The sequence below is a fragment of the Micromonospora sp. NPDC005173 genome (genome assembly GCF_040608515.1).
Lineage (GTDB): Bacteria > Actinomycetota > Actinomycetes > Mycobacteriales > Micromonosporaceae > Micromonospora.
In genome coordinates this window covers 1-21,780 of sequence record NZ_JBEXIK010000009.1, presented here as the reverse complement: position 1 = coordinate 21,780, position 21,780 = coordinate 1, and the positions used below count along the sequence as shown (strand labels likewise).

Here is a 21,780-nt window from a genome sequence, read left to right as displayed (position 1 = left end):
GCAGCTGACGCGAGATGTTCTCTGCTGCCTCCTACCCGCCTAGATCAAAGGGCCTGCTGCCTCGTCGCTGCCTCCAGCCCTCGGCTTGGTCGTCTCCGCCGTAGCCCGAAACTTGTACCGGATTCGGTCGCCGACGGCCTGGGCCTCGTACGCACGTTGCCAAGCGGGCACCAATCCAATGCAGTCGCTGCGTAGGGTGAACGTCGTGAATGGCGAGCCTCATCCTCGTTGGCGAGCGCGGTTCTTGAGGATTGCGGCCAAGCCTCGCCGTCATGCTCGTCGTATGCGCTGTCGGTGGCTACCTCGCGCGACCTGTCGTGGCTAAGGCGGTCTACACGCTTCTCTCACCGATCACGGGCGGGTGCATCGCCGTACCAAACGAGCCGACGAAGCTAGCTGATGAGGCGGTGTTTCAGCGGGTGCCGGCAGGCGCTTCGTCGATTGGCGGGCCGACCGTGCAGCAGCCGTGCGCCGACGGTCGCCGCGACAGTGAGAGCAAGATCTTCGGCGAGGTGACCGTCGAGTATCGCAGTGACCTGTCGGACGAGGAGATTCGAGGCCACTATGAGGCGGTTGCCCGCGAGTCGGGGTGGACGTTCGACGTCTCCAGCGTTGCCGGCTGGCACCGGGGTAAGGAACGTCCAGGCTGTGTCCCCGGTAGGCGGGGTCCAGGTCGACGAGTTCCTCGGCGATGAGCTGGATCGTGTGCTGCTCGGTGTGAGGGCCAATGCCCGGCTGGTATGCGCGTCCTGTGGAGCTGACGGCCTGGGGGCCGCGGGCGTCGGCCTCTCGCAGGGCGGTTGCGAAGTCCGTGACTAGCCGCGGCAGATCGATCACCACGGGATCGTGCCACTTCTCAGGCTGCTGTCCCAGAGACCTCCGCATTACGCGTCGGCTCCCCGCCCCTGCTCCATTGGGTGCTCGCCACGCACAGCTGGGCGTGCCGGTCCGCGATCGTCCGCCGGCGGTCGCTGGTTTGGCTGCTCGCTTGGCTGCTCGTCGCCCTGCGTCGGCCCAGGCGCTGTCATTGTCGTACGCGTCCGCTCCGAGCGCCCTGCCGGGCATTATCGGTGGCGGGCGACGCGCAGCGACTCGGCAGCTGTCAGGAGAGCGGCACCGAGGAGCACCGTGTCCTTCAACAGGAATTGCCCCAGCTGAGAAAGGCTGAACATTCCCTGCCCTTCCTGCCGAGTCCCGGGCGCCGTGGCCAGGAAACTGAGCGTGGTGAGGAACATCCCCACCGCCCCGAAGCTACCGATCGCCGACGCTTTGGGCGCAAACGGCTTCGTGGCGATCAGAGAGCCCACGGTGATCTCCGTGACACCGATGAGTCGGTTGAGCTTTTGTGCGCCCAGCTTCTCTCGGAACCGCGAGAACAGCGGACTCGAGGTGACCAGGGGCTCGTCGTTTTCGACCTCGTACTGCTTGAACTTGAGCGCACCGATCCACAAGATGTTCGTCGCCAGTGCGGAGCGCAGGACCGAGAAGCCTACGGAAGCGAGGTCATCGGCCGAGGCGTGTCGTGTGCCCATCGCTCGCTCCTAGTCGCTGTGTCGACGGCCGGCGTGCCGGGGACCATTACCCGCTGGGACCCGCCACACACACCGAGGGCGCGACCCCGCGCTCAAGACCATCCCAGGGTCGGTCTCGCTCTTCACGGCTCTTCCGAGTGAGCCTTGCCGCGCAAGCGGTTGACTACGTGGTGTGATCAGGTGATGCGGTTGTGGTCGACGTGGATCCCCGCTGGCGACTTCTCGCTTACAAGAGGAACATGTCGCTGGCGCGGCACCCCGGCTGCCTGGAAGTAGCCCAGACTGGACCATTTCACCCATGCCTGTGGCTACTTCCGTCTGAGCTCTGTGCGGGTCGTCCGGCGTCGTCTGTCCGCGTTCGCGACCTCGGGCGACTGTCCGCACGCTTCTGCCGACGGGCGTCCTCGTCCAGCCCGGTTGCTGTCGCCGTTGCTGTCGACGGCTGGCTATGGTCGTCATCGTGAAGACGCGGGTACGTATCCTCGCCGCCTCGATCGCCGCGCTGGCCGTGTCGGGGTGCGACGCCCCCACGATGCCGACTGCCCAAGGGACAGCTCAACCAAACGCGTCGCCGACTTGTCCCCCAGGGCTGGTTCCCGTCGATCTCACCGTACTCAGGCCGGACGGGACCAGGCTGAACGTGCTCAATGCGAGCGACGTCAAAGGACTTGAGCTCACGGTGTTCGTGGAGCTCGGGAAGCGGGGCTTCCAGATGCTCTCCACAACCGACCGGTACCGGGACGGGCGACGCTATCCCGAAGCGGCCGTGATCCGCTACGGGCCGCAGACAGTCGGGGCCGGCTGGCTCGTGTCGTCGTACATCCAAGGACAGGTGAAGACCGAGTTCGACATCCACCGCTCCAACGACCGGATTGATGTCATTCTGGGAAGCGCGTTCGAGAGCATCCGCACGCCAACGGAGGCCAACCAGGCGGTTGCGGCGGCCGGGCAGCCTTCCTTACCGCCTGGCACCTGCCCTGTCCCCGACTGAGCGGGCCAGTCAGCCGTCGCAGGTCCCGAGACCCGACGTGACGTCCTAGTCGTCACTGTGGTGGGTGCGCCTTCGTCCCTGGCCGCCCGCGATCGTTGATGTCAGCCGCAGATGTCAGGCGCGCGGGGCCGACACACGGTTTAGGAATTGTCGGCGCTCGGGAGCACGCCTACGCCACCTGGTTGGTCACTGACGGCGTCCCGATCAACCTGGTGCAGCGGGTCATGGGGCACGAGCAGGCGTCCACGACGCTCAACCGATACACCCACACCCCGGACGACTACGCCGCCCGCGCCCTGGAGGCGTTCGACGGCTCTGCTGCCGCTCCGCTGCCTCCAACCGCAGAAACGCCGTTCTTGGGCGGCCTGGACTGGCAGGAAGACGACCTGTGACCTGCTGCGGCGCGCTCACCCCGGAAAGGGACGACCCCCGTCGGGGGGAAACGGTAACAAGCTCTCGATCAGTGAGATCGGGCATCAAGCAGCCCTGAAATCAACCTACTGCCTGCGGTTAGTTGACAGGGTGTTGCAGCCGCGGCCGCAGCTTTCGCTGTCTCCTTGCTGCCTCGACCTTGACCGGGGTACCGGTTCGCGGTTGCTGTCGCCAGCGGTTTCGCCAGCACCCGTGGCAGCAGCGAACCCGGCTGGACTATCGCTCCCACGGAGCAACCGGCCACACTTGGATCGTGAGCCGCTTCGTTGACGACATCCGCCGGGCTCGAGCTGCCGGCAGGATGGCCGATCGCTTCCGTCCCAACGACGTCCGCCGCGCCTGTCCCGGCTGGGCAGATCACACCTACGGCGTCTTCCTGCCCAAGCATCGGCAGGGGAACCCAGGCGGCTACACCGCATACTTTCTCCACAACCCCGACGGCACCTACAGCCTGCTCGCCTGAGACCGGTCACCGAGACCTACGCATTACGAGTCGCTAGCGACCCCGACGTCTTGGCGCTGCGCCGCTCGATCCGGCTGGCGCCGGTGTGCGCACCAGTCCGCTGACGTCCGCGGCTTGGCTGCTCGGTTGGCTGCTCCTCGCCACTGCCGGTAGCAAAGCTCCCACGGGCGATCACCCGGACGGCAACGCGACCGGTGAGACAGCGGATCTGTTCACCACCTGGCCGCCAAAGGCAGACGTAAGCAGGAACTGGCCCCGCCCGGCGCCGTCCGCGAGCCAAATCGGCCAACGGGTAGATTGACGCCGATGAGCGGTCTGTTGCGTCAGGAGTTGCGCGGGTTGGCCCGCAGTCGGGCACTGTGGCTCCTGCCGCCCCTGGTCGCGCTCGCCGGCCTGAGCAGTCTTTCGTTCAACGACGACGCCTACATGTTCTACGTCTACTACGACCCGCAGACTTTCGAGGAACAGCTTGACGCGTATCACTTCGACGTCAAGGCGATCCACACCTCGGGCCTCGGCTGGGCTCAACTGGCCGCGCTGGCGGCCGGGGCGTTCCTGGTACTGCGTGATCCATGGCTGACCGGCCGCCCGGCCCGGCGCTCCCTGCCGGCCCTGGTATCCCCGCCGGCCCGACTCCCCCCGCCGCCCCGTCCCGGCCGGTACTTAATAGCGAAGGCGGGCGTGGCCGCGCTGTTCGGTGTGCTCCTCGCCGTGGCCGACCTCGCCGCAGTGCTGCCACTGGCGCCCAGAGTGGTCGCCGACCACTGGGTTCGGCGCGAAGTGGCCTCGAAGGACATCTTCTTGCCGGTACAGATCTTGGCCGACGAGTCGGTGTGGCCGGTGGTGCTTCGCGCGGCGGCCGGTGTCCCGCTGTTCGCGATCGTTGGGATCGGCCTGGCCGCGCTACTCAACCGCTGGTGGGCGGTCACGGTGGCCGTCGTCGTCCCAATCTGCGGGTCGCTGTACATGACCGCTGACCCGTTCTTCGGCGCCCTGACTGCTCCGAGCCGACCGGCCCTTGCCGCGACCATGATTCCGAGCCTGGAAGCGGCCGCGATCGTCTTCCTGCTCGGCTACGGCGCGACGCGGTGGCGACTGGCCCGGGCGCCCGCAGTCCGGCCGACCGGCGCGGAAGCTTGAGGCTTCGGCCGCATACGGGCCAGAGACGGCCCGACGCTTGGCCACGGACACTCGCTTACAAGAGGAACATGTCGCTGGCGCGGCACCCCGGCTGCCTGGAAGTAGCCCAGACTGGACCATTTCACCCATGCCTGTGGCTACTTCCGTCTGAGCTGTGTGCAGGTCGTCCGGCGTCGCTGTCCGCGTTCGCGACCTCGGACGACTGTGCGCGCCCGGCGGCGGGCGGCTGTCCCTGTCGTGGCTCGTTGCTGTCACCGTTGCTGTCGACAGCCACCCGGGGTGAAAGAGTGAGCGCGTGGGGCTGGACAAGGAGGCCGCAGCGCAGCTCGCCGAGGCACGCCTGGCGGAATGGCGACGCACCGGGTATGGCGAGTGGTGCGCGATGCTCGACGACAAGGAGATGCGCCTGGTCGTCGGCGAGGACGGCAAGCGGTACAGCGTGACCTGCGTGGGCGATGCTGGTATCGAACCAGCGACCTCTTCGGCGTGAAACAGGACGCTGCACCCTCTTTGAGCTGCGGAAACGTGGAGCCGCAGGCAGGGTTGGGTGCAGTTGAGGGACGTTCGACGCCGTTAGGCGCAGTTCGACGTCGTTCAGGGCACCCTGTTGCTCCCAACCTGCTCCCCGGTCCTGGGTCCGCACCGGACCGCCTGCCGAGCCAGCCGGTGTTGCCCGGGACGTTGGCTATCGGCGTCCGTCAGGCTCTGGCCACCGGCTGGCGGCCCCTTGTGGCCGGCGCCTGCTCTTCAGATGCTCCTGAGCGACTCGTCGCACGCACGGTGACGGCCGCGCCGTCGGATGCCGTACGTTATCTGCGGCAGATCCGTGCATCTGTCACGGCCAGGGATGAGGCCGCAGAGACCGCTCCGGCGGACCGAACACAACCGCGCCGATGTACTTTCCGCGTGTGGACCGCGTTCACCTTGCCCGCATCCTGCACCGGCCCGACAGCACCCGGCCCCAGTAATGCGAGTCGGCGAATAGCCAACGCTCGTCGTGCGGTGCCTCGGCGGGCGCGGGCTCGCCCGCGAAGTACGCCGCCAGCTCCGCGTCGCCTGCCCCGGCCAGCCAGCGCTCGGCCGCGCAGCGCCTCGGGGGACGGCACCGGGCCGCACGTTCCGGCACGCCCAAGAGCAGCTGATAGCGCTGCATGAGCGGCCACGGCAGGTCGGCGACCGGCCATAGGGTGCCGATCACGCATCCTGCGCCGGCTCGCAGGAAGCCTGCGGGCAGACCGACCGTCTCGTTCGGCAGCCGCCGGACGTCGGTCACGGCCGTCTGGCATTCCCGATATCCGCCGCTTGGCACCGGATCTGATGACACCCTGAACGCGGCGAGTGCGGTCGCGAGCCCAGGAGAGGCGGCATCGGGATCACGGTGAACGGCTTCTGATGCGTACCGCGTTGATCGTGTTGGCCGCGCTGGCGACGGCCGTGGTCGTGGACCTGGTCTCCGGCGTGCTGATCCGCCGGGGTGCCCGTGGCCGCTACAAGTGGCTGCTGGAGCCGCTCCGGGACGCCTGCCGCCGCCCGGCGGCCACGATCCTGCTGGTCGGGGCGCTGTACTACGCGCTGCCGCCCGGACCGGCCGAGTGGCAGCGTTATCTGCGGCACGCCATCCTGCTGGTCCTGGTCGCCGTCAGTGCGTGGCTGGTGATCAAGGCATTGAACGTTGCCGAAGCGGTCGCGTTCAGCCGACTGCCGAGCGATCCGGTCACCAACCGGCGGGTCCGGCGGGCCCGCACCCAGATCCGCCCGGTGCGGCGGCTCACGGTGGCCGTTGTCACGGTCCTCGCAGTCGGCCTGATCCTGATCACCTTCCGGCCGGTACGCCTCTTCGGCGTCTCCATTCTGACCTCGGCCGGAGTGGTCGGCGCGGTGATCGGCCTCGCCGCCCGAACCGCGCTCGGCAACGCGTTCGCCGGCATCCAGGTCGCCTTCGCCGACGGGCTGCACGTCGGCGACGTACTGGTGGTCGACGGCGAGTGGGGCCGGGTCGAGGAGGTGAAACTGACCAACGTGGTAATCCGGCTCTGGGACGAACGGATGCTCATCCTGCCGACCACGTACTTCACCGAGCGGCCGTTCCAGAACTGGACCCGGAACGAGTCGCGGGTAATCGGCAAGATCCAGATCCATGTCGACCACACCGCCGACCTGGACGACCTGCGCCGGGAGGCACGCCGACTGGTCGAGTCCTCACCGCTGTGGGATCGAGACCGGTGGGTGCTCCAGATGGTCGACGCCACCCCGCAGACCGTGGTCATCCAGGTGCAGGCCTCGGCCGCGGACGGCGCCAGCGCCTGGGACCTGCGCTGCGACCTACGCGAGGGACTGATCCGCTACCTGCGCGACCAGCACCCCCAGTGGCTGCCCCGCACCCGCAGCCAGTACCAGCCCTGACCGTCGGTTCCGGCGTGGCCGCCGGGCGCCGATGAATGAGTCGGCGCCTACCGGGGACTAGCTGGACCAGGCTGAGAGGGACGGGAGGCGGCGATGGGCGTCGACCGGGACTGCACCGAGGTGGGGGACGACTTCGTCCGGGTCACCCGTACCGTCAACGCTCCCATCGGCCAGGTTTTCGAGTACGTCATCGACGTCGACCTGAGCCACATCTTTCCCAGATTTGGACACTCGCCGGCAATCCTGGCCAGCAGCGTCACCACCGGCTGGAACACCCCAGGCGTGCGCCGGACGAACACCTCTGACGACGGCTCGACCAACGAGGAGGAACTACTGACGGTGGAGCCGCCGAACTCGTTCTCGTACCGGGTCGACAATTTCAGCTCGCAGCGGCTGCGCGAGGTGGTCGACAGCATCGAGGGGTCCTGGTACTTCAGCGACCAGGAGGACGACACCACGAGCATCGAGTGGACGTACGCCCTGAACCCGGTGGACGAGCCGGCCCGGGGCGGCCATCAAGGAGGACCTGCTGCCGCTCTACGCCGAGCGGCTGAAGATGGCGATGAGCATCCTGAAGGGCGACCTCGAGTGTTGACGACGGCGCCACGGACCGGCGCCGCGCCCGGGGGAACGGCCGGGCCGGCTCCGGGAGTGTGGTGACCGAGCGCGGGTCCGTCGTCGTGGGTGTCGTGGCCGCCCCCGGGGCCGCGGCCGACCTGGCGCGGGAGGCCGCCACGGAGCTCGCCGACCGGCTCCGCAACCGGGTCCCGGAGGTCGACTGGGCGGTACGCCTCCAGGTGGCACGGCTCGTCGAAGGGCCGGCCGACCTCGGCCAGCTCATCGAGGCAACCCGGCGCCGGATGCTGGCCGAGGGCTGGAGTCTGGTCCTCTGCGTGACGGACCTGCCGTTGCAGACCGCGCGGCGGCCCGTGGTCGCGCACGCCAGCACCACCCACGGCGTCGCGGTCCTTTCCATGCCCGCGCTCGGCCCCGTCGCCGTGGCCCGGCGGATGGCCGAGGCCGGGGACCGGCTCCTCGCGGCACTGCTCGGCGATACCGACGCGGTCGGCGACCCGGTACGGGCCGGCCCGCGCCGCCGGCGCCTGGCCACCGGACGGCGGGCCCGGGAACTCGGCGCGCGCGTGAACCACCAGGCGTCCGGCATCGGCCTGCTGGCCGGGGTGATCGGCGGCAACCTGCGGCTGCTGCTCGGCATGCTCCGGGCGAACCGGCCGTGGCGGCTAGCCGTCCGGCTCTCCCGGCTGCTGGTCGGCGCCTTCGCGACCGCCGTCCTCGCCCTGGTGAGCGCCGATATTTGGCAGCTGTCGGCGGCCTTGGGCAACCTGCGGCTCGCCCTGCTCGCGGCCGGCTCTGTCCTGGCGGTGGTGCTGACCATGGTGCTCGGCGCGCGCCTCTGGGAGCGGGTTCCGCGCGACCCGGGTGCCCGGGAGCAGGTCGTCCTCTTCAACCTGGTCACCGTGCTCACCGTGGTGATCGGCGTCCTCGCGCTGTACGTGGCGCTCGCCGCGCTGACCATCATCGGGGCGATCGCCCTCGTCCCCTGGGACCTGCTCGCTGAATCCACCGGCCGACAGGCCGGCGTCGCCCACCAGGTCAAGCTGGGCTGGCTGGCCAGCTCGCTGGCGACGGTCGGCGGCGCGCTCGGCGCCGGACTGGAGTCCGACTCGGCGGTACGGGAGGCGGCGTACCGCTATCAGCCCGACGCGGAGCTGACCGGCGAGCAGGGTGGGCCGGACCCGACCGGCGGGGCCGGACCGGGACCGAGCGGCGAGTCCGGGTCACCGCGCAGAGACAGGTCTGAGCCGGAGCGGAACCACGAGGCCGGCTGACGGCCCTGGTCAGCGCTGTGATCAGGACCCGGTCGCGGTTGCCCTCGGCGGCGCGGATCGCCAGCAGGGCGACGTCGTCGGTGGGCTGGTCCACGCGGTGAGGCTGGCCATCACGGTGGCGCAGACCACCGCGGGCCGGGACGGGGCGTGGGTGCACGCCCAACGGAGTAACAAACCACGACGCACGCCGACGGGCGGTGGCGAACGACGGCGGACTTCGACCGGGCGTTCGTCTACCCAGCGAACCGCCGCTGACCTGCTGCGGACGGTCGCCGAGCGGGAGCCGCGGATCCCGGCGCCGTGGCGCCGCTGCCCGCGGTCGACCCGGAGCTGCTGAACCTCGCTGGCCCCTGGTACTGGGGGCCGGCCCCCTCCGTCCTGCGGCCGCTGGCCGACGGCGTCTTGGAGCTGCCCCCGCTGTCCGGAGGCGAGCGCGGCACCGGCCGCGACCGACCGGCGACGGCCGGTGGGAGGGGTTCAGCGGCTACGTCGCCGGCGAGCGGCTGCGGGTCGAACGCGACGCCGCAGGCGCGGTGAGCCACCTCAACCTCGGCACCTTCGTCTTCACCCGGCATCCCTACGACTCGGCGGCGCCGGTGCCCGGCGGTGTAGACCCGGCCGCTTGGCGAGTCCTGTCACCCGGCAGCACGGATCTCGACCTGCTCGCAGTCACATTGAAAGCACTTCAGGAGACTCCCGCGCGCGGCGAGCCGTGGTTCACCCCGGCAGCCCGGCTCGGGTTCGCGCAGCCGGCGATGGACGGCGAGACACTTATCCACTCCGACCTCACTCCGGCCAACTTGATCGTGACCACGCACGGCCTACGAATCGTCGATTGGGCGTGGGCGACCAAGGCGGCTCCGTGGGCCGAACTCGCGTTGCTCGTCCAATGGCTGATCGGCAGCGGCCACAGCGCCGAACAGGCAGAAGTGTGGATGGCGCAGCTTCCCGCATGGACCGCGACTGACCACGAGGTCTTGGACGACTTCGCGTCAAGGAACGCAGCGAAGTGGGCGGCCAAGTCCCGGCAGAGCACCGAGGTTTGGGTACACGACCTCGCAATGTGGACGGGCGAGTGGGCGGCCCACCGGACCGACAGCCATCAGTCAGGCCGTTAGCCATAGCCCGGGGCATCCTCTGGTCGCGGGCATCGGTAGCGGTATGTCCAGCTCCTGAATTAGCCAGCAGGCCCGCTTCGGGACCGGAACTCAGGTCCCGTCACGAACCCGTCGATCGCGGCCCAGCTGCGCGCACGCCGTTGACCACCAGTCGGGCTCTTGGGGGTGACGGGCCGAAACCCATCCGTAGTCACGCGGCCAAGATGCGCGTCACCCGCTAGTACGGGTCCGGCCGGCGGACCGGCCGGACCCGTGGACGGTCAGCCCAGCCGGTAGGCCCGAATGATCGTCTCCTTGACGGCGTTACCGTGCACATCCTCGGCGGACGCCCGCAGCGACACGAACCCCCCGGCAGAGTCGGGGTGCCGTACCGTGGCGAAGCCGTCCGCCACCGGCACCCGCTGCCAGGTCGCGCCGTCGTCGAAGGAGACCTCGACGGACAGTTCCCGGACGCGGGCAGTGGTCGCCGTTCCGTCGACCCGGACCGGAAGCGGGACGGTCTGGCCAGCCGGCAGCTGCCCGAGCCCGTCGAGCCGCGGGTCGAACCGGACGGCGAGCAACGGCAGAGTCATGCTCTCCGCGCCGTACCGCGACTCGAACGTCCACTCCGCCGACACTTTGGTGGAGCGGATCGCGCCCGGCACGGTGGTCCGGGAGACCAGCCGGTACTGGCCCTTGTCCGGCCGCACCTGGAAGGCGGCGCTGTCCGGCCGGAGGCTGCCGGTGACGAGGCGGCCATCCCGGTACAGCACCGTCTCGCCGACGCCGCCGATCCACGTTGAACTCGCGTAGTGGCCGGACGCGCTGTCCGACACCAGCGGCACGGAGAAGTTGAGCAGGTTCCCGGACCGGACGGACGCGCTGCCGACCACCGGGCCGAGGACCGAGGCGTACCAGTCCTCGTGCAGGGTCCCGCCGTTGGCAATCGTCCGGACGCTCTGGTTCTGCACTTGGAGGAACTTCGGCGCCGTCTGGTACAGCGTTGAGCTCCACCGCACCCCACCCGCGCTGTAGAAGTACGAGGTGAGCCGGCCGGGCAGCGTGATCTCGTCCTTGTTGATGGCCTCGGCTGGCGGGGCGGACGAGCCGGGCGCGACCGCGAAGTCGACCCGATCGCCGGTGCCCGCCGTACCGGTCGAGCCGAAGTCGGCTGTCACCGTGGCCAAGTCCGCGTCGGTGATCATCGGGTGCGACCTGACCGGGCCGGACTGGTTGGCCACGGACACGTTGCAGACCCGTCGGGAACCGGGGCCGCAGGTGGTGCTGCCTGGTACGTCGCGCAGGTACTGCACCGAGGTGTACGTCAGTCCGGGCACCTCGGCCGGTACGACGTACGCCTCCGGGGCGCTCGCCGCGAACGCGGTCCCGGTGCCGGCGATGCCGAGCGCGGAGCCGGTGTACGTGCCGGTCTCGACGCCGTTGAGGGTGACCCGGACCCGCTCACCGGCCCGGGCGTCGAGCACCACCTCGCGCGCGGTGTCCAGGCTGACCTCTGTGGCCGCCAGGGTGAACGACGGGTACCACGGCTCGCGGTCCGGGGACTGGGTCGGGATCCAGGAATACACCCCGTACCGGCCGGCCGGCAGCTCACCACTGAGCGGGCGGCCGAACGTCATTCCGGAGTACGTGACTCCTGTGTCGAGGTTGGTCAAGAACACCGAGAAGCCGTACGTCCGGCCGTTCGTCACCCCGTCCCGGTCGATGGTGCTGACCGTGATCGGCTGGGTGACCGGGTTCGCGTAAGCCGACACCGCCGTCTGCACCACGGTGTCGTCGCCGGTGGCGGTGACCCGGGCCCCGTACCGGCCGGCCGCCTGGGCGGTGACTGTGACCTGCGCGATGCCTCCCGCCGGCACAGTGACGTGCTTCGCGCTCAGCGTGAACGTGTCCCGGGGTGCCGCCCGACCGGCCAGGTCGGTCGCGGCGAGGTCGAGCTTCAGCTTGACCTCGTCCCGCCCGTCGTTGCGGTACGTGATGGTGCCGCTCGCCGGCGCGTCGCCGACGGTGAACGGGCCGAGCGTCAGGGTCGGCTGGACCGCGTATACCTGCTGGCGGGTCGCCCGGTTGAGGTCGAGCCGCCCGCTGCCCTGCCCGTACACCGTGGCGCCGGCCTGCGGTTCCGCGGCGCCCACCAGCGTCGACTTGAGCCGGTCGGCAGTCCAGTCGGGATGCGCGGCGGCGAGGATGGCGGCGGCGCCGGTCACGTGCGGGGCGGCCATCGAGGTGCCGCTGGCCTGGATGTACTGGTCGTCGATCGGGTAGCCGATGGTCGTCCCCGCAGCCCGGCCGGCGACGATCGCGTACCCGGGGGCGGTGATCTCAGGCTTCACCGCGTGGTCGCCGACCCGGGGGCCGCGGCTGGAGAACGCGGCGAGCTGCTCGTCGTCGGTGACCGCGCCGACGGTGAGCGCGGCGTCGGCCGCCCCGGGCGCGGTGACGCTCTCGTCGCGGCCGTTGTTACCCGCCGAGATGACGAAGAGCGTGCCGTGCTTCGCGGTCAGCGTGTTGACCGCCCGCGACATCTCGTCGGTGCCGTCGGTGGCCCCACCGCCGAGGCTCAGGTTCACCACCTTCGCCCCGGCTGCCGCAGCCCACTCCATCCCGGCGATGATCGCCGAGTTGGGGCAACCGCTGATCTTGCAGACCCGGCCGATGAGCAGCTTCGCGTCGGGCGCGATGCCGGAACTCCGGCCGGCGCCGGCAATGATCGTCGCGACGTGGGTGCCGTGCCCGACGTCGTCCTTGGTACCGGTCGGGCTGCCGGTGAAGTCCTTCTCCCCGACGACCCGTCCGGCGAGGTCGGGGTGTGCCGGGTCGTACCCGGTGTCGAGGACCGCGACCGTGACGCCGGCGCCGGTCAGGCCGCGCCGCCACACCTGCGGGGCGCCGACCTGTCGGGCGCTGTCTACATCGTGCGGCTGGGCGACGCCGTCGAGCGACACCCGGGCGATCCCGCCGGCGAGGCTCGCCGCCTGCCGTGGCGCGGACGGGTTGACCGACTTCCAGAACGCGGCCGCGCCCGCCGTCGGTACCTCCACCGCCTTGCCGCGTACGGAGGGCAGGTCCCGCTCCACCTCGGCCCCGCCGGCGCGTAGTCGCGGCGCCGCGGTGGCCGCTGCGGCCTCCGAGCCGTACGTGACGATAAGCGGAAGCTCGCCGGCCGGGGTGGGCGTACGCAGCAGCGTGGTGACGTCGAACAGCGCCCGGTCCAGCACGCCGGTGTCCACCAGGCGCTGCGCGTCGAACGGCGTGACGGTGACCTGGCCGTGCTCGGTCCTCTGCAGAAACGGCATGCCCTCGCGCCCGGCAGCCGGCTGGAACGTCACCGACGGCGTGCCGGCCTCGTCCCGGACCAGCGTCACCTGGTCGCCGGTGACCAGGGTGACGGTGCCCGCCGGTACGCCCGGCACGATCGCCGCAGACGCCGCGAGGGTCGCGGCCGTCGTGGTCTCCGGGGCCGGCGAGGCGGCCTGCGCCGGCTGGCCCACGACGGCGGCGCCGATCGTGAGCACCGTAATGATGACGGCGGCGGCCGCCCTCGGGTGGGGCCGGGTACCGGCATGCGGCCGAGCCGTGGGTCTCACGCGTACTCCTTTGTCCACTTCACTAATCAACGAGTCAGCGCGAGACTGGCACGCGACCTGAAGATCAGGGAAGGCTCTGCCGTGGTCGAAATGCGGCACTGCCGCAAAACCAGCAGGAGGTGACGTGTTCGAGGCACTGGGGTTGACCCGCGCCGAGGAGGCGATCTGGCAGAGCCTTGTCGACCGCCCACCGGCCATAGCCGCGGAACTGCGCGACAGTGAGGGTCTGTCGGCCCGCGCGGTGGCGGCGACCCTGGCGAGTCTGCGCGCCAAGGGACTGGTGATCGTCCTATCCGGCCGGCCGATCCGCTACACCGCCGCCGCGCCCGACATTGCGCTGGACGTACTGATCCGGGCCAAGGAGGAGGAGGTGCGCCGTACCCGGCTGCTGACCGGTCAGGTCATGGAGCGGTACCGGTCGGGCCGCCGGGCCGCCGCACCCGAGGACGTGGTCGAGGTCGTCCGGGGCGCCGAGGCGGTGTTCCAGCGTTGGTGCCAGATCCAACGCGCAGCCCGGACCGAGCTGTGCGCGCTGGACCGGCCGCCGTACCTCACCGACACCAACCCGTACGAGGTCGAACTGCTCAACTCCGGGGTCCGGTTCCGCGCCGTGTACGACAGCGCCGTCCTCGACCTGCCCGGCAGACTCGCCGCGATCGAGGCGATGATGCGGCGCGGTGAACAGGCCCGGGTCGGCGCGGTACCGGTGAAGTTCCTGCTCGCCGACGACCGGATCGGCATGATCTCCCTGCAACACCCGGCGACCACGGACGCCGTACTCGTCGTCCATTCCTCGTCGCTGCTGGTCGCGCTCCGGGGACTCTTCGACGCGATCTGGCGTACCTCGGTGCCGGTTGCCACCGGGTCGAGCGGCGACGAACTCGACCCGGACGACCGGCGTCTGCTCACCTACCTCGCCGCGGGGATGACCGACGACGCCATCGCCCGGCAGCTCGGCTGGCATCTGCGAACCGTGCAGCGCCGGGTCCGGCGGTTGATGAGCGAGCTCGGGGTGCGGACCCGATTCCAGGCCGGCCTGCACGCCGCCCGGCGCGGCTGGCTGTAGGTTTCCGCGCTGGTCGCTGTCCGTCGACCCGCGTGGAGGCCCGGCCGAACACCGGCGGGGAGGTCTGTGCGCGCAGTCCGCCTGAACTCACGGCTACACGCCTCGTCCCGCTGGTCAGCCAACTCGGCTATGTAGGAATTGACTTCGGCCTCCAGCGCGGCGGCCAGCATCCGCCTCGCACCCTCCCGGACGATCTCATCGATGAGCGAGGAACCGTCGGTGGTGGTGCCGTCGGCGTTGACCACGCTGAACACTGGCGCGCCTTCCCGACCGGTGCTCGCAGCACCGGCCTACTCGATAACCATCAATCGATCACTCGGGAAAGTACGCCCTTCGCTTCAACCCGAGGCCCATCCACAGGTCGTGAGCGCATTGCTCCGCTCAAGGTCGCTCACCACGATCTTGAAGTTGGTAATGGGTGCGTCCATCGCGTGGACCTCCGTGTGAAGTCAGTGATCCCAGGGGTGTTCCCGCGCCGTATCTGCAGCGGCGCGGACGGCGATGGCGTTCGCCGACGGGCCACCAGGTGGCTGACATCGGCGGGGAACATCTCCGCGCCGTCCGAGCGCACACAGCCCGGCAGCGGCAGCCGCCGGCCCAGCCTCAGCCGGCGTACGGCATCCGGGGCCCGCCCGGTGGCGGCGCAGAGCTCGTCGAGGACCACGAACTGTCTGCTGACGTACGCGTCATCCGCTGCCGTCACCTGGCCTGCAGACGCCACGGCTCGTCCGGGTTGGTGGTAACGACGAGGATGTGCACGTACCAATGCCTCGTCCGTACGGGCTGCGGTCCCTTTCTGCCCTCGGTTAACGTGCGGGTGACCATGGCGCGTTGGACGCGGAGGAAACCGGTGAGCAGCCTTGACGAGGAACCCGACACGACGGGCGCCTGGGCTGCGACGGGCCTGTCCGAGTTCGATGAGGCGCTGTATGTACAGATCCTGCAGCAGCCGCATCTCCGGTCCGCGGGTTGGGCTCGAGTACTTGGCGCCTCCGAGGCGGCGGTGCGTCGGGGCAGCGATCGACTGGCGGAGGTGGGTCTGCTCCGACGCTCGGATTCGACCGATACGCTCCGCGCGGTCGATCCCCGGTTAGCCGCTCGCGCGCTGATCCGTGAGCGGGAGGCCGAGTCCGACCAGCTCGCCGCGGCCGCCGCGCAAGTCGCGGAGACATTCGAGCAGAACCGGCTGCAGTCGGTGCCGTCTCGACTGGTCGAGGTCGTTCGGGGCGAGGACGCCAGTGCCGCGCGACTGCGGGAGCTGTACGCGCGGGCAGAGCACGATTTGTGCGGATTCGATGCCCCGCCCTACCTGGTGCCAACGGACCTCAACTCGGACCTGCAGACCGAACTGCTCATCCGCGGGTTGGTCTGCCGAACGGTGTACGACAACGGCGCGTTCGCGCATCCGGAGATGCTGTCCTGGGCCCGCCACATGCGACCCCTCGGTGAGCAGGCTCGAGTGCTGCCCGCCGTACCGCTGAAGCTGCTGTTGTTCGACGGGCGTACGGCTATCCTGCCGCTGACCCGTGGCGAGTCCGGCGCCGAACAGAGCGTCGTGATCGTCCGGGAGTCCGCGCTCACCGACGCCTTGCAGGCCCTCTTCGAAGCGCTATGGCGGCAGGCCACGCCGCTCTGGGACGACGCCGACACCCACCCCGAGGGAACCGAACAAGCCGAGCTCACCGAGGCCGAACAGACCCTGGTCCGCCTGCTCGCCGTCGGCATGAAGGACGAAGACATCGCCCGCCACCTGGACATCAGTGTCCGGACCCTGCGCCGTCGGATCAGCGACCTGCAAACCCGGCTCGGCGCCGGCGGCCGCTTTCAGGCGGGCGTACAGGCGGCCCGCCGCGGTTGGACCTGAGCCGAAGCTCACCCCGGCATCCGCCGCCCTGGCCGCACCGGTGCTGGTCCGCGCCGTTGTTGACCGAAAGGGGCGCTGGCCTGTGTCGGTCAACCGAATCCATTGATCGTGGCAAACATCGCCCCAATGATGTCGGCAACTCTCCAGGAGAGCCCCCTCTGGGAGAGCCGCTTTCCTGGAGCCGCCGACATCACGAGGAAGGAACCGCCGATGCGACAACGGCATCGCGTGTTCGCGGTCCTGAGCACGGTCAGCGTGCTCGTGGCCATGAACCCCATGATGGGACAGCCACCCGCCACCGCCGCCACCCAGTCAGCCGGCTCACCGAAGATCGACACCCGCACGGTCACCCTGATCACGGGTGACACGGTGACGGTCGGTACGGCAGACGACGGAAGACAGGCCGTTTCCGTCGACCGGGGCACTGGCCGCGAAGCGATCAACTTCGCGTCCGTCGAGGACAAGGGCGGAATGTACGTCATCCCCGACGACGCCCAGCGCCTACTCAAGGCCGGCAAGCTGGACCGCGAGTTGTTCAACGTCACCCGACTGGTGCGGGACGGCTACGACGACAAGACCGTGGCCTCGCTTCCGCTGATCATCAGCTACGGCACCGGCGCCGGCGCGGCTTCGCGCGTGGCACAGCCCGCTCCGCAGGCCAGCAGCAAGCGGCTGACCCTCAAGAGCATCGGCGGCATGGCGGTGGCGGCGGACAAGGGCAAGGCGGAGTCGTTCTGGACCGACATCACGGGCGCTAGGACCGACCGCAGCGCCGCCGCCGCGGACCAGTTCGACGACGGCATCGCGAAAGTGTGGCTGGACGGCAAGGCCACTGCATCGCTGGATGTCAGTGTCCCGCAAATCGGTGCGCCACAGATGTGGCAGGCCGGGTACGACGGTACCGGTGTCAAGGTCGCGGTGCTGGACACCGGGGTCGACGCCACGCACCCGGACCTGGCGGACGAGATCGTGGGTTCGCAGAGCTTCGTGCCCGGCGAGGCGGTCGCCGACGGCCACGGGCACGGCACGCATGTCGCGTCCACGATCGCGGGTAGTGGCGACGGTTCGGGCGGCAAGTACAAGGGTGTCGCCCCCGGGGCGGACCTGCTGGTCGGCAAGGTACTCGCCAACTCCGGTTCCGGCGACTACTCCTGGATCATCGCGGGCATGGAGTGGGCCGTGGCGTCCGGCGCGGACATCGTTTCGATGTCCCTGGGCGGTACGGCGTACGAGGCGTCGGACCCGCTGAGCCAGGCCGTCGACCGGCTGTCCACCTCGTCCGGGGCGCTCTTCGTCATCGCCGCGAGCAACGCGGGACCCGCCGAGCAGACCATCGGCTCCCCGGGCATCGCGGACTCGGCGCTCACCGTGGGCGCGGTCAGCAAGACCGAGGTCCTCGCGTCCTTCTCCAGCCGCGGGCCGCGCGTCGGGGATTACGGCGTGAAGCCGGAGATCACCGCGCCCGGGGTGAGCATTGTGGCGGCCCGGGCGGCCGGCACCACCATGGGCACGCCGGTCGACGGCCGGTACACGTCGGCCGGCGGCACCTCGATGGCGACGCCGCATGTTGCCGGCGCGGCAGCGATCGTGGCGCAGGCGCACCCCGACTGGACCGGGCAGCAGATCAAGGCGGCGTTGTCCAGTACGGCCAGGACGAACGCGGCGTACACGCCGTTCCAGCAGGGCAACGGGCGGGTGGACGTACCACGGGCGGTCACCCAGAACGTCTTCGCGACACCCGCCCTCAGCTATGGCCTATTCCAGCACGACGCCAGCGCGCCGGTCAGCAAGGAAATCACGTACACGAACACCACCTCGGCACCGGTGACCCTGAACCTGACGTCGACGGTGACCGGCGGATCGCTGTCGCTGAGCGCGTCAGAAGTGACCGTACCGGCGAACGGCACCACGACCGTCACCACGACCGTCGATTCCGGCAAGCTCGCCATCGGCCGATACACCGGTTACGTGACGGCGAACGACCCGAGCGGCGCGATCGCGGTCACCACCGCGGTCGGGTTCGAGAAGGAGACGGAGCGGTACGACATCACGGTCAACTTCCTCGACCGCAACGGCGAGCCGGCCGAGTGGGCTCTCTACACCATGCTGGAACTCGGCGGCGCCGTCACCGGCTACGGGTGGACGGGCGGCACCCAGACCTTCCGGGTGCCACCGGGGACGTACTCGATCGGCAGTTGGATCTCGACGCTCGACGGTGCCGGGAACGAGATCAGCACCAGCGTCGTCGGTGACCCGCAGATCGAGGTGTCCGGCGACGTCACGCTCACCTTCGACGCGCGCAAGGCCGTCGAGATCAAGCCGGTCACCATGCACCCGGACGCGGAGCACCAGGGCATAACTACGTCGTGGTCCCGCGGGCGCCCGGGAGTGTCCTCCTACGGCATGACCCGGGTTCAGGGCGCGTGGGGTGGCTTGGAGCACGTCTACGCGGCCCCCACCGAGCAGGTGACCGATGGGGTCTTCAACTTCTACAGCAAGTTCCACCTGTACGCGAAGGAGCTGACCGGAAAGGTCACCGGCCCGGAGCGGTTCACGCTGGCGCCGAAGTACGCCAACAACTACTCGGGTTTCCCGGTCAAGATCACCGGCGACCGCCGGGTACGGCTTGTCGGCGCGGGCAACGGATCGGCGGAGGCATTTAAGGGCCTGGACGTGCGGGGCAAGGCCGTCCTCGTCGCACTCGAGCCGACCGACTGGGCGCACGAGGCGGTCGAGAACGCCATCGCCGCAGGGGCCGGCTACCTGCTGGCGTACCGCAAGACACCCGGGCAGTGGTGGACTGCGGTCAACAGCACCACCATCCCGGTCATGACGGTCTCCGGTGAGGAGGGCGCCAAGCTCCAGTCGCTGCTCGCCAAGGGCAAGGTGCAGCTCGAACTCGGCGGCACCGCGGTCAGCCCGTACATGTACGAGCTGATGTTGCCGGAGAGCGGCCGGATCCCAGAGCAGCTCACCTACCGCATCGACCGCAGCAACACGGCGAAGGTGATCGCCCGCTACCCCGGCACCGGGAAGGGCGAGGACATCGGCCTCGACACCCGGTTCACGTTCCGCCCGGGAGACCTCGCCGCGCTCGGCGTGGGGCACTACCTGCAGCTCGGCACCGTGCGGACCGAGTACTACAGCGCCAACGACACCACCTACACGCGTTGGGTCGCCCAGCACTGGTCCCACGGCGGGGAGCAGCACGGCCCCTACCACACCTACCAGCCCGGCGCGACCAGCACGGAGAGCTGGCTCGGGCAGGTGGTTCGGCCGGCGACCGTGGCCCGCTACGGGGCCACGTCTCGCACCGGGGACAAGCTCACCGTGCAGATCCCAGAGTTCTCCGCCGCGGGCGACGGGTACTACGGCTACGCCGGGCAGGGAGACACCGTGGCGACGAAGCTGTACGCGAACGGCGCACTCCTTGGTGAGCTGAAGACGTGGGCCTGGGGCACGCTCACCGTGCCGGCCGGCAACGTCGCGTACCGGCTGACGGTGGACGCCACCCGGCAGGCCGACTGGGCCCCGTACTCGACACGGTCCAGCACCGAGTGGTCCTTCACTTCGGCAACCACCAGCGAAAAGCAGGTTCTGCCGTTGTTGTCGATCGACTACGACATCGACCTAGACCTGTACAACCGGGCCGACGACAAGTGCCGGTTCACCTTCGGGCTGAAGATCCGGCACCAGGAGGGGAGCACCCCTGCCCCGATCACCGGCGTGAAGGCGTGGGCATCCTATGACGACGGCGTCTCCTGGCAGGCGATCGAGATCGGGCCGAACCGGGCGGGCGGCTACCGGGCCACCGTCCAGCACCCGGCGGTCCGCGCGACCAACGGGTACGTCTCGCTCCGAGTCCAGGCGACCGACGCGAACGGCAACCAGCTCGACCAGACCGTCAAGCGGGCGTACGGGCTGAAGTAGGCACCACCGCGGGGGCGGCGTGCACCGCGCCGCCCCCGCTCCACCCGGTTCATCCCAGCCCGCACGCCCGCCCCCGCGTGGGCCTGTCTCCGGCCTGGCCATTCCCTTCCGATAGCCTGCCTCGACGGTGGATCGGAAGCCGGGGGGTGGACCTGGTGGGTGGTACGGCCGGGAAACCCGGCACGGGGCGCGCGTGGGCCGTGGCCGGCCTGTCCGAATTCGATGAGGCGCTGTATGTGCGGATCTTGCGACAGCCGCGGATCGGGCCGTCGGGCTGGGCTCGGGCGCTTGGCGTCTCGGAGTCGGCGGTCCACCAGGCCAGCGATCGGCTGGCGGAGGTGGGTCTGCTGCGGCGCTCGGATTCGAACGGCGCCATCCGTGCCGTCGATCCGCGCAGGGCGGCCAATGCCCTGATCCGCAAACGAAGGGCCGAGTCCGACCGGCTCGCCGCGGCCGCTGAGCGGCTGGCCGAGATGTTCGAGCACGGCATGCTGCGCTCAGACCCATCTCGGCTCATAGAGGTGGTCCAGGGCGGCGGCAACGTAGACGCGGTGGGAGGGCTGGTTCACGCGCGACATGAGGTGTCGGTGCTCCACGCCCCGCCGTCGCTGGTACGGATGGCGCTTCACGGGGACGAGCAGCGGCAAGCGCCATGTGGCGAGGCGGAGATTCGCGTCTTGTGCGCCGCAGCCGACCCCGATCTTCCGGAGATGCTGGCCTTTGCGCGCTGGATGCGTCCAGAAGGTGAGCACATCCGAGTGCTGCCCGCCGTACCACTGAAACTGGTGCTGATCGACAGGCGCACCGCTCTCCTGCCACTGATCAGCGACGAGGCCGGCGCCGAACCAAGCATCATGGTCGTACGGGAATCCGCGCTCACCGACGCGTTACAGGCCCTCTTCGAAGTGCTGTGGCGGCAGGCCGTGCCGCTGTGGGATCACTCCGACACGCCGCCAGAGGCGACTGAGGCGGGTGAACTCACGGACGCCGAGCGCAGCCTGGTCGGCCTGCTCGCCGTTGGCATGAAAGATGAGGCGATCGCCCGCCACCTGGACATCAGTGTCCGGACCCTGCGCCGTCGCATCGGTGATCTGCAAGCCCGGCTAGGGGCAGGCGGCCGTTTCCAGGCGGGGGTGCAAGCGGCCCGCCGCGGCTGGACCTGATCGGCTTCGTCAACGGGCCAGGTCAAGTGGGCCGGCAGCCGCGTCGACCTCCAGCCGGGGATCCTCGGCTCGTTCCCAGACGCCGACACGCTACTGTCCCGGCGGCGCTGTTGCATTGTCGGATCGGTAGACGCGGTCAGCTTCTCGATCCTGAGGGGCCGAGCTTGCGGATCGTGACGGCTCGTGGTGATGAGCACGAGGTCACGCCGCGTTCGGCAGGCTGACGGCTGCCCAGCCTGTAACA

The 21,780-nt window shown here is 69.7% G+C and carries 15 protein-coding genes and 2 pseudogenes; 13 read left to right on the top strand and 4 right to left on the bottom strand.

Going from position 1 to position 21,780, the window contains the following annotated elements; all coding sequences use genetic code 11:
* Positions 1-1,064: 1,064 nt before the first annotated feature.
* Positions 1,065-1,532, bottom strand: coding sequence for a DUF417 family protein (locus ABZV00_RS13110; protein WP_355605193.1), 468 nt, complete (start codon positions 1,530-1,532; stop codon positions 1,065-1,067).
* Between the two features lie 460 nt (positions 1,533-1,992).
* On the opposite strand from ABZV00_RS13110, the gene ABZV00_RS13105 reads away from it, so the two are divergent.
* The 5 genes and pseudogenes from ABZV00_RS13105 to ABZV00_RS13085 form a co-directional block, all read left to right on the top strand.
* Positions 1,993-2,523, top strand: coding sequence for a LytR C-terminal domain-containing protein (locus ABZV00_RS13105; protein WP_355605190.1), 531 nt, complete (start codon positions 1,993-1,995; stop codon positions 2,521-2,523).
* 98 nt (positions 2,524-2,621) lie between these two features.
* A complete protein-coding gene (locus tag ABZV00_RS13100; RefSeq protein ID WP_355605187.1) occupies positions 2,622-2,915 on the top strand; it encodes a tyrosine-type recombinase/integrase in 294 nt (97 codons plus the stop codon).
* 293 nt (positions 2,916-3,208) lie between these two features.
* Positions 3,209-3,418 (top strand): hypothetical protein, encoded by a 210-nt coding sequence (locus ABZV00_RS13095; protein ID WP_355605184.1) that lies wholly within the window; start codon positions 3,209-3,211, stop codon positions 3,416-3,418.
* A gap of 306 nt (positions 3,419-3,724) precedes the next feature.
* Entirely contained in the window at positions 3,725-4,558 is an 834-nt protein-coding gene (locus ABZV00_RS13090) for a hypothetical protein (RefSeq protein ID WP_355605182.1), read from the top strand.
* 245 nt (positions 4,559-4,803) lie between these two features.
* Positions 4,804-5,000, top strand: a pseudogene (locus ABZV00_RS13085) (hypothetical protein); the annotation flags it as partial.
* Between the two features lie 477 nt (positions 5,001-5,477).
* On the opposite strand, the gene ABZV00_RS13080 reads toward ABZV00_RS13085, so the two are convergent.
* A complete protein-coding gene (locus ABZV00_RS13080) occupies positions 5,478-5,831 on the bottom strand; it encodes a hypothetical protein (protein WP_355605180.1) in 354 nt (117 codons plus the stop codon).
* 119 nt (positions 5,832-5,950) lie between these two features.
* On the opposite strand from ABZV00_RS13080, the gene ABZV00_RS13075 reads away from it, so the two are divergent.
* The 4 genes from ABZV00_RS13075 (at position 5,951) to ABZV00_RS13060 (ending at position 9,929) form a co-directional block, all read left to right on the top strand.
* Positions 5,951-6,961, top strand: coding sequence for a mechanosensitive ion channel domain-containing protein (locus ABZV00_RS13075; RefSeq protein WP_355605177.1), 1,011 nt, complete (start codon positions 5,951-5,953; stop codon positions 6,959-6,961).
* Between the two features lie 93 nt (positions 6,962-7,054).
* The gene (locus tag ABZV00_RS13070; RefSeq protein ID WP_355605175.1) at positions 7,055-7,621 is read left to right on the top strand and encodes an SRPBCC family protein; all 567 of its coding nucleotides are present in this window, start codon (positions 7,055-7,057) and stop codon (positions 7,619-7,621) included.
* The gene (locus tag ABZV00_RS13065) at positions 7,618-8,811 is read left to right on the top strand and encodes a hypothetical protein (RefSeq protein ID WP_355605173.1); all 1,194 of its coding nucleotides are present in this window, start codon (positions 7,618-7,620) and stop codon (positions 8,809-8,811) included. The genes ABZV00_RS13070 and ABZV00_RS13065 overlap by 4 nt, the downstream gene beginning before the upstream one ends.
* 533 nt (positions 8,812-9,344) lie before the next feature.
* Positions 9,345-9,929, top strand: coding sequence for a phosphotransferase (locus tag ABZV00_RS13060; RefSeq protein ID WP_355605171.1), 585 nt, complete (start codon positions 9,345-9,347; stop codon positions 9,927-9,929).
* Between the two features lie 260 nt (positions 9,930-10,189).
* On the opposite strand, the gene ABZV00_RS13055 is transcribed toward ABZV00_RS13060, so the two are convergent.
* Positions 10,190-13,513, bottom strand: coding sequence for a S8 family serine peptidase (locus tag ABZV00_RS13055; RefSeq protein WP_355605169.1), 3,324 nt, complete (start codon positions 13,511-13,513; stop codon positions 10,190-10,192).
* A 124-nt stretch (positions 13,514-13,637) separates the two neighbouring features.
* Here ABZV00_RS13055 and ABZV00_RS13050 point away from each other — a divergent pair, with 124 nt between their 5' ends.
* The gene (locus ABZV00_RS13050) at positions 13,638-14,579 is read left to right on the top strand and encodes a helix-turn-helix domain-containing protein (RefSeq protein ID WP_355605167.1); all 942 of its coding nucleotides are present in this window, start codon (positions 13,638-13,640) and stop codon (positions 14,577-14,579) included.
* A gap of 101 nt (positions 14,580-14,680) precedes the next feature.
* Here ABZV00_RS13050 and ABZV00_RS13045 read toward each other — a convergent pair.
* Positions 14,681-14,833, bottom strand: a pseudogene (locus ABZV00_RS13045) (IS256 family transposase); the annotation flags it as partial.
* Positions 14,834-15,390: 557 nt separating this feature from the next.
* Between ABZV00_RS13045 and ABZV00_RS13040 the strand changes: the two are divergent.
* The 3 genes from ABZV00_RS13040 (at position 15,391) to ABZV00_RS13030 (ending at position 21,536) form a co-directional block, all read left to right on the top strand.
* Positions 15,391-16,443, top strand: a complete 1,053-nt coding sequence (locus tag ABZV00_RS13040) for a helix-turn-helix transcriptional regulator (protein ID WP_355605164.1) — start codon at positions 15,391-15,393, stop codon at positions 16,441-16,443.
* Between the two features lie 210 nt (positions 16,444-16,653).
* On the top strand, positions 16,654-20,373 hold the full coding sequence (locus tag ABZV00_RS13035) for a S8 family serine peptidase (RefSeq protein WP_355605161.1): 3,720 nt from the start codon (positions 16,654-16,656) through the stop codon (positions 20,371-20,373).
* Positions 20,374-20,519: 146 nt separating this feature from the next.
* Positions 20,520-21,536: a LuxR C-terminal-related transcriptional regulator gene (locus tag ABZV00_RS13030; RefSeq protein ID WP_355605159.1), complete on the top strand. Its 1,017-nt coding sequence runs from the start codon at positions 20,520-20,522 to the stop codon at positions 21,534-21,536.
* Positions 21,537-21,780 lie beyond the last annotated feature (244 nt).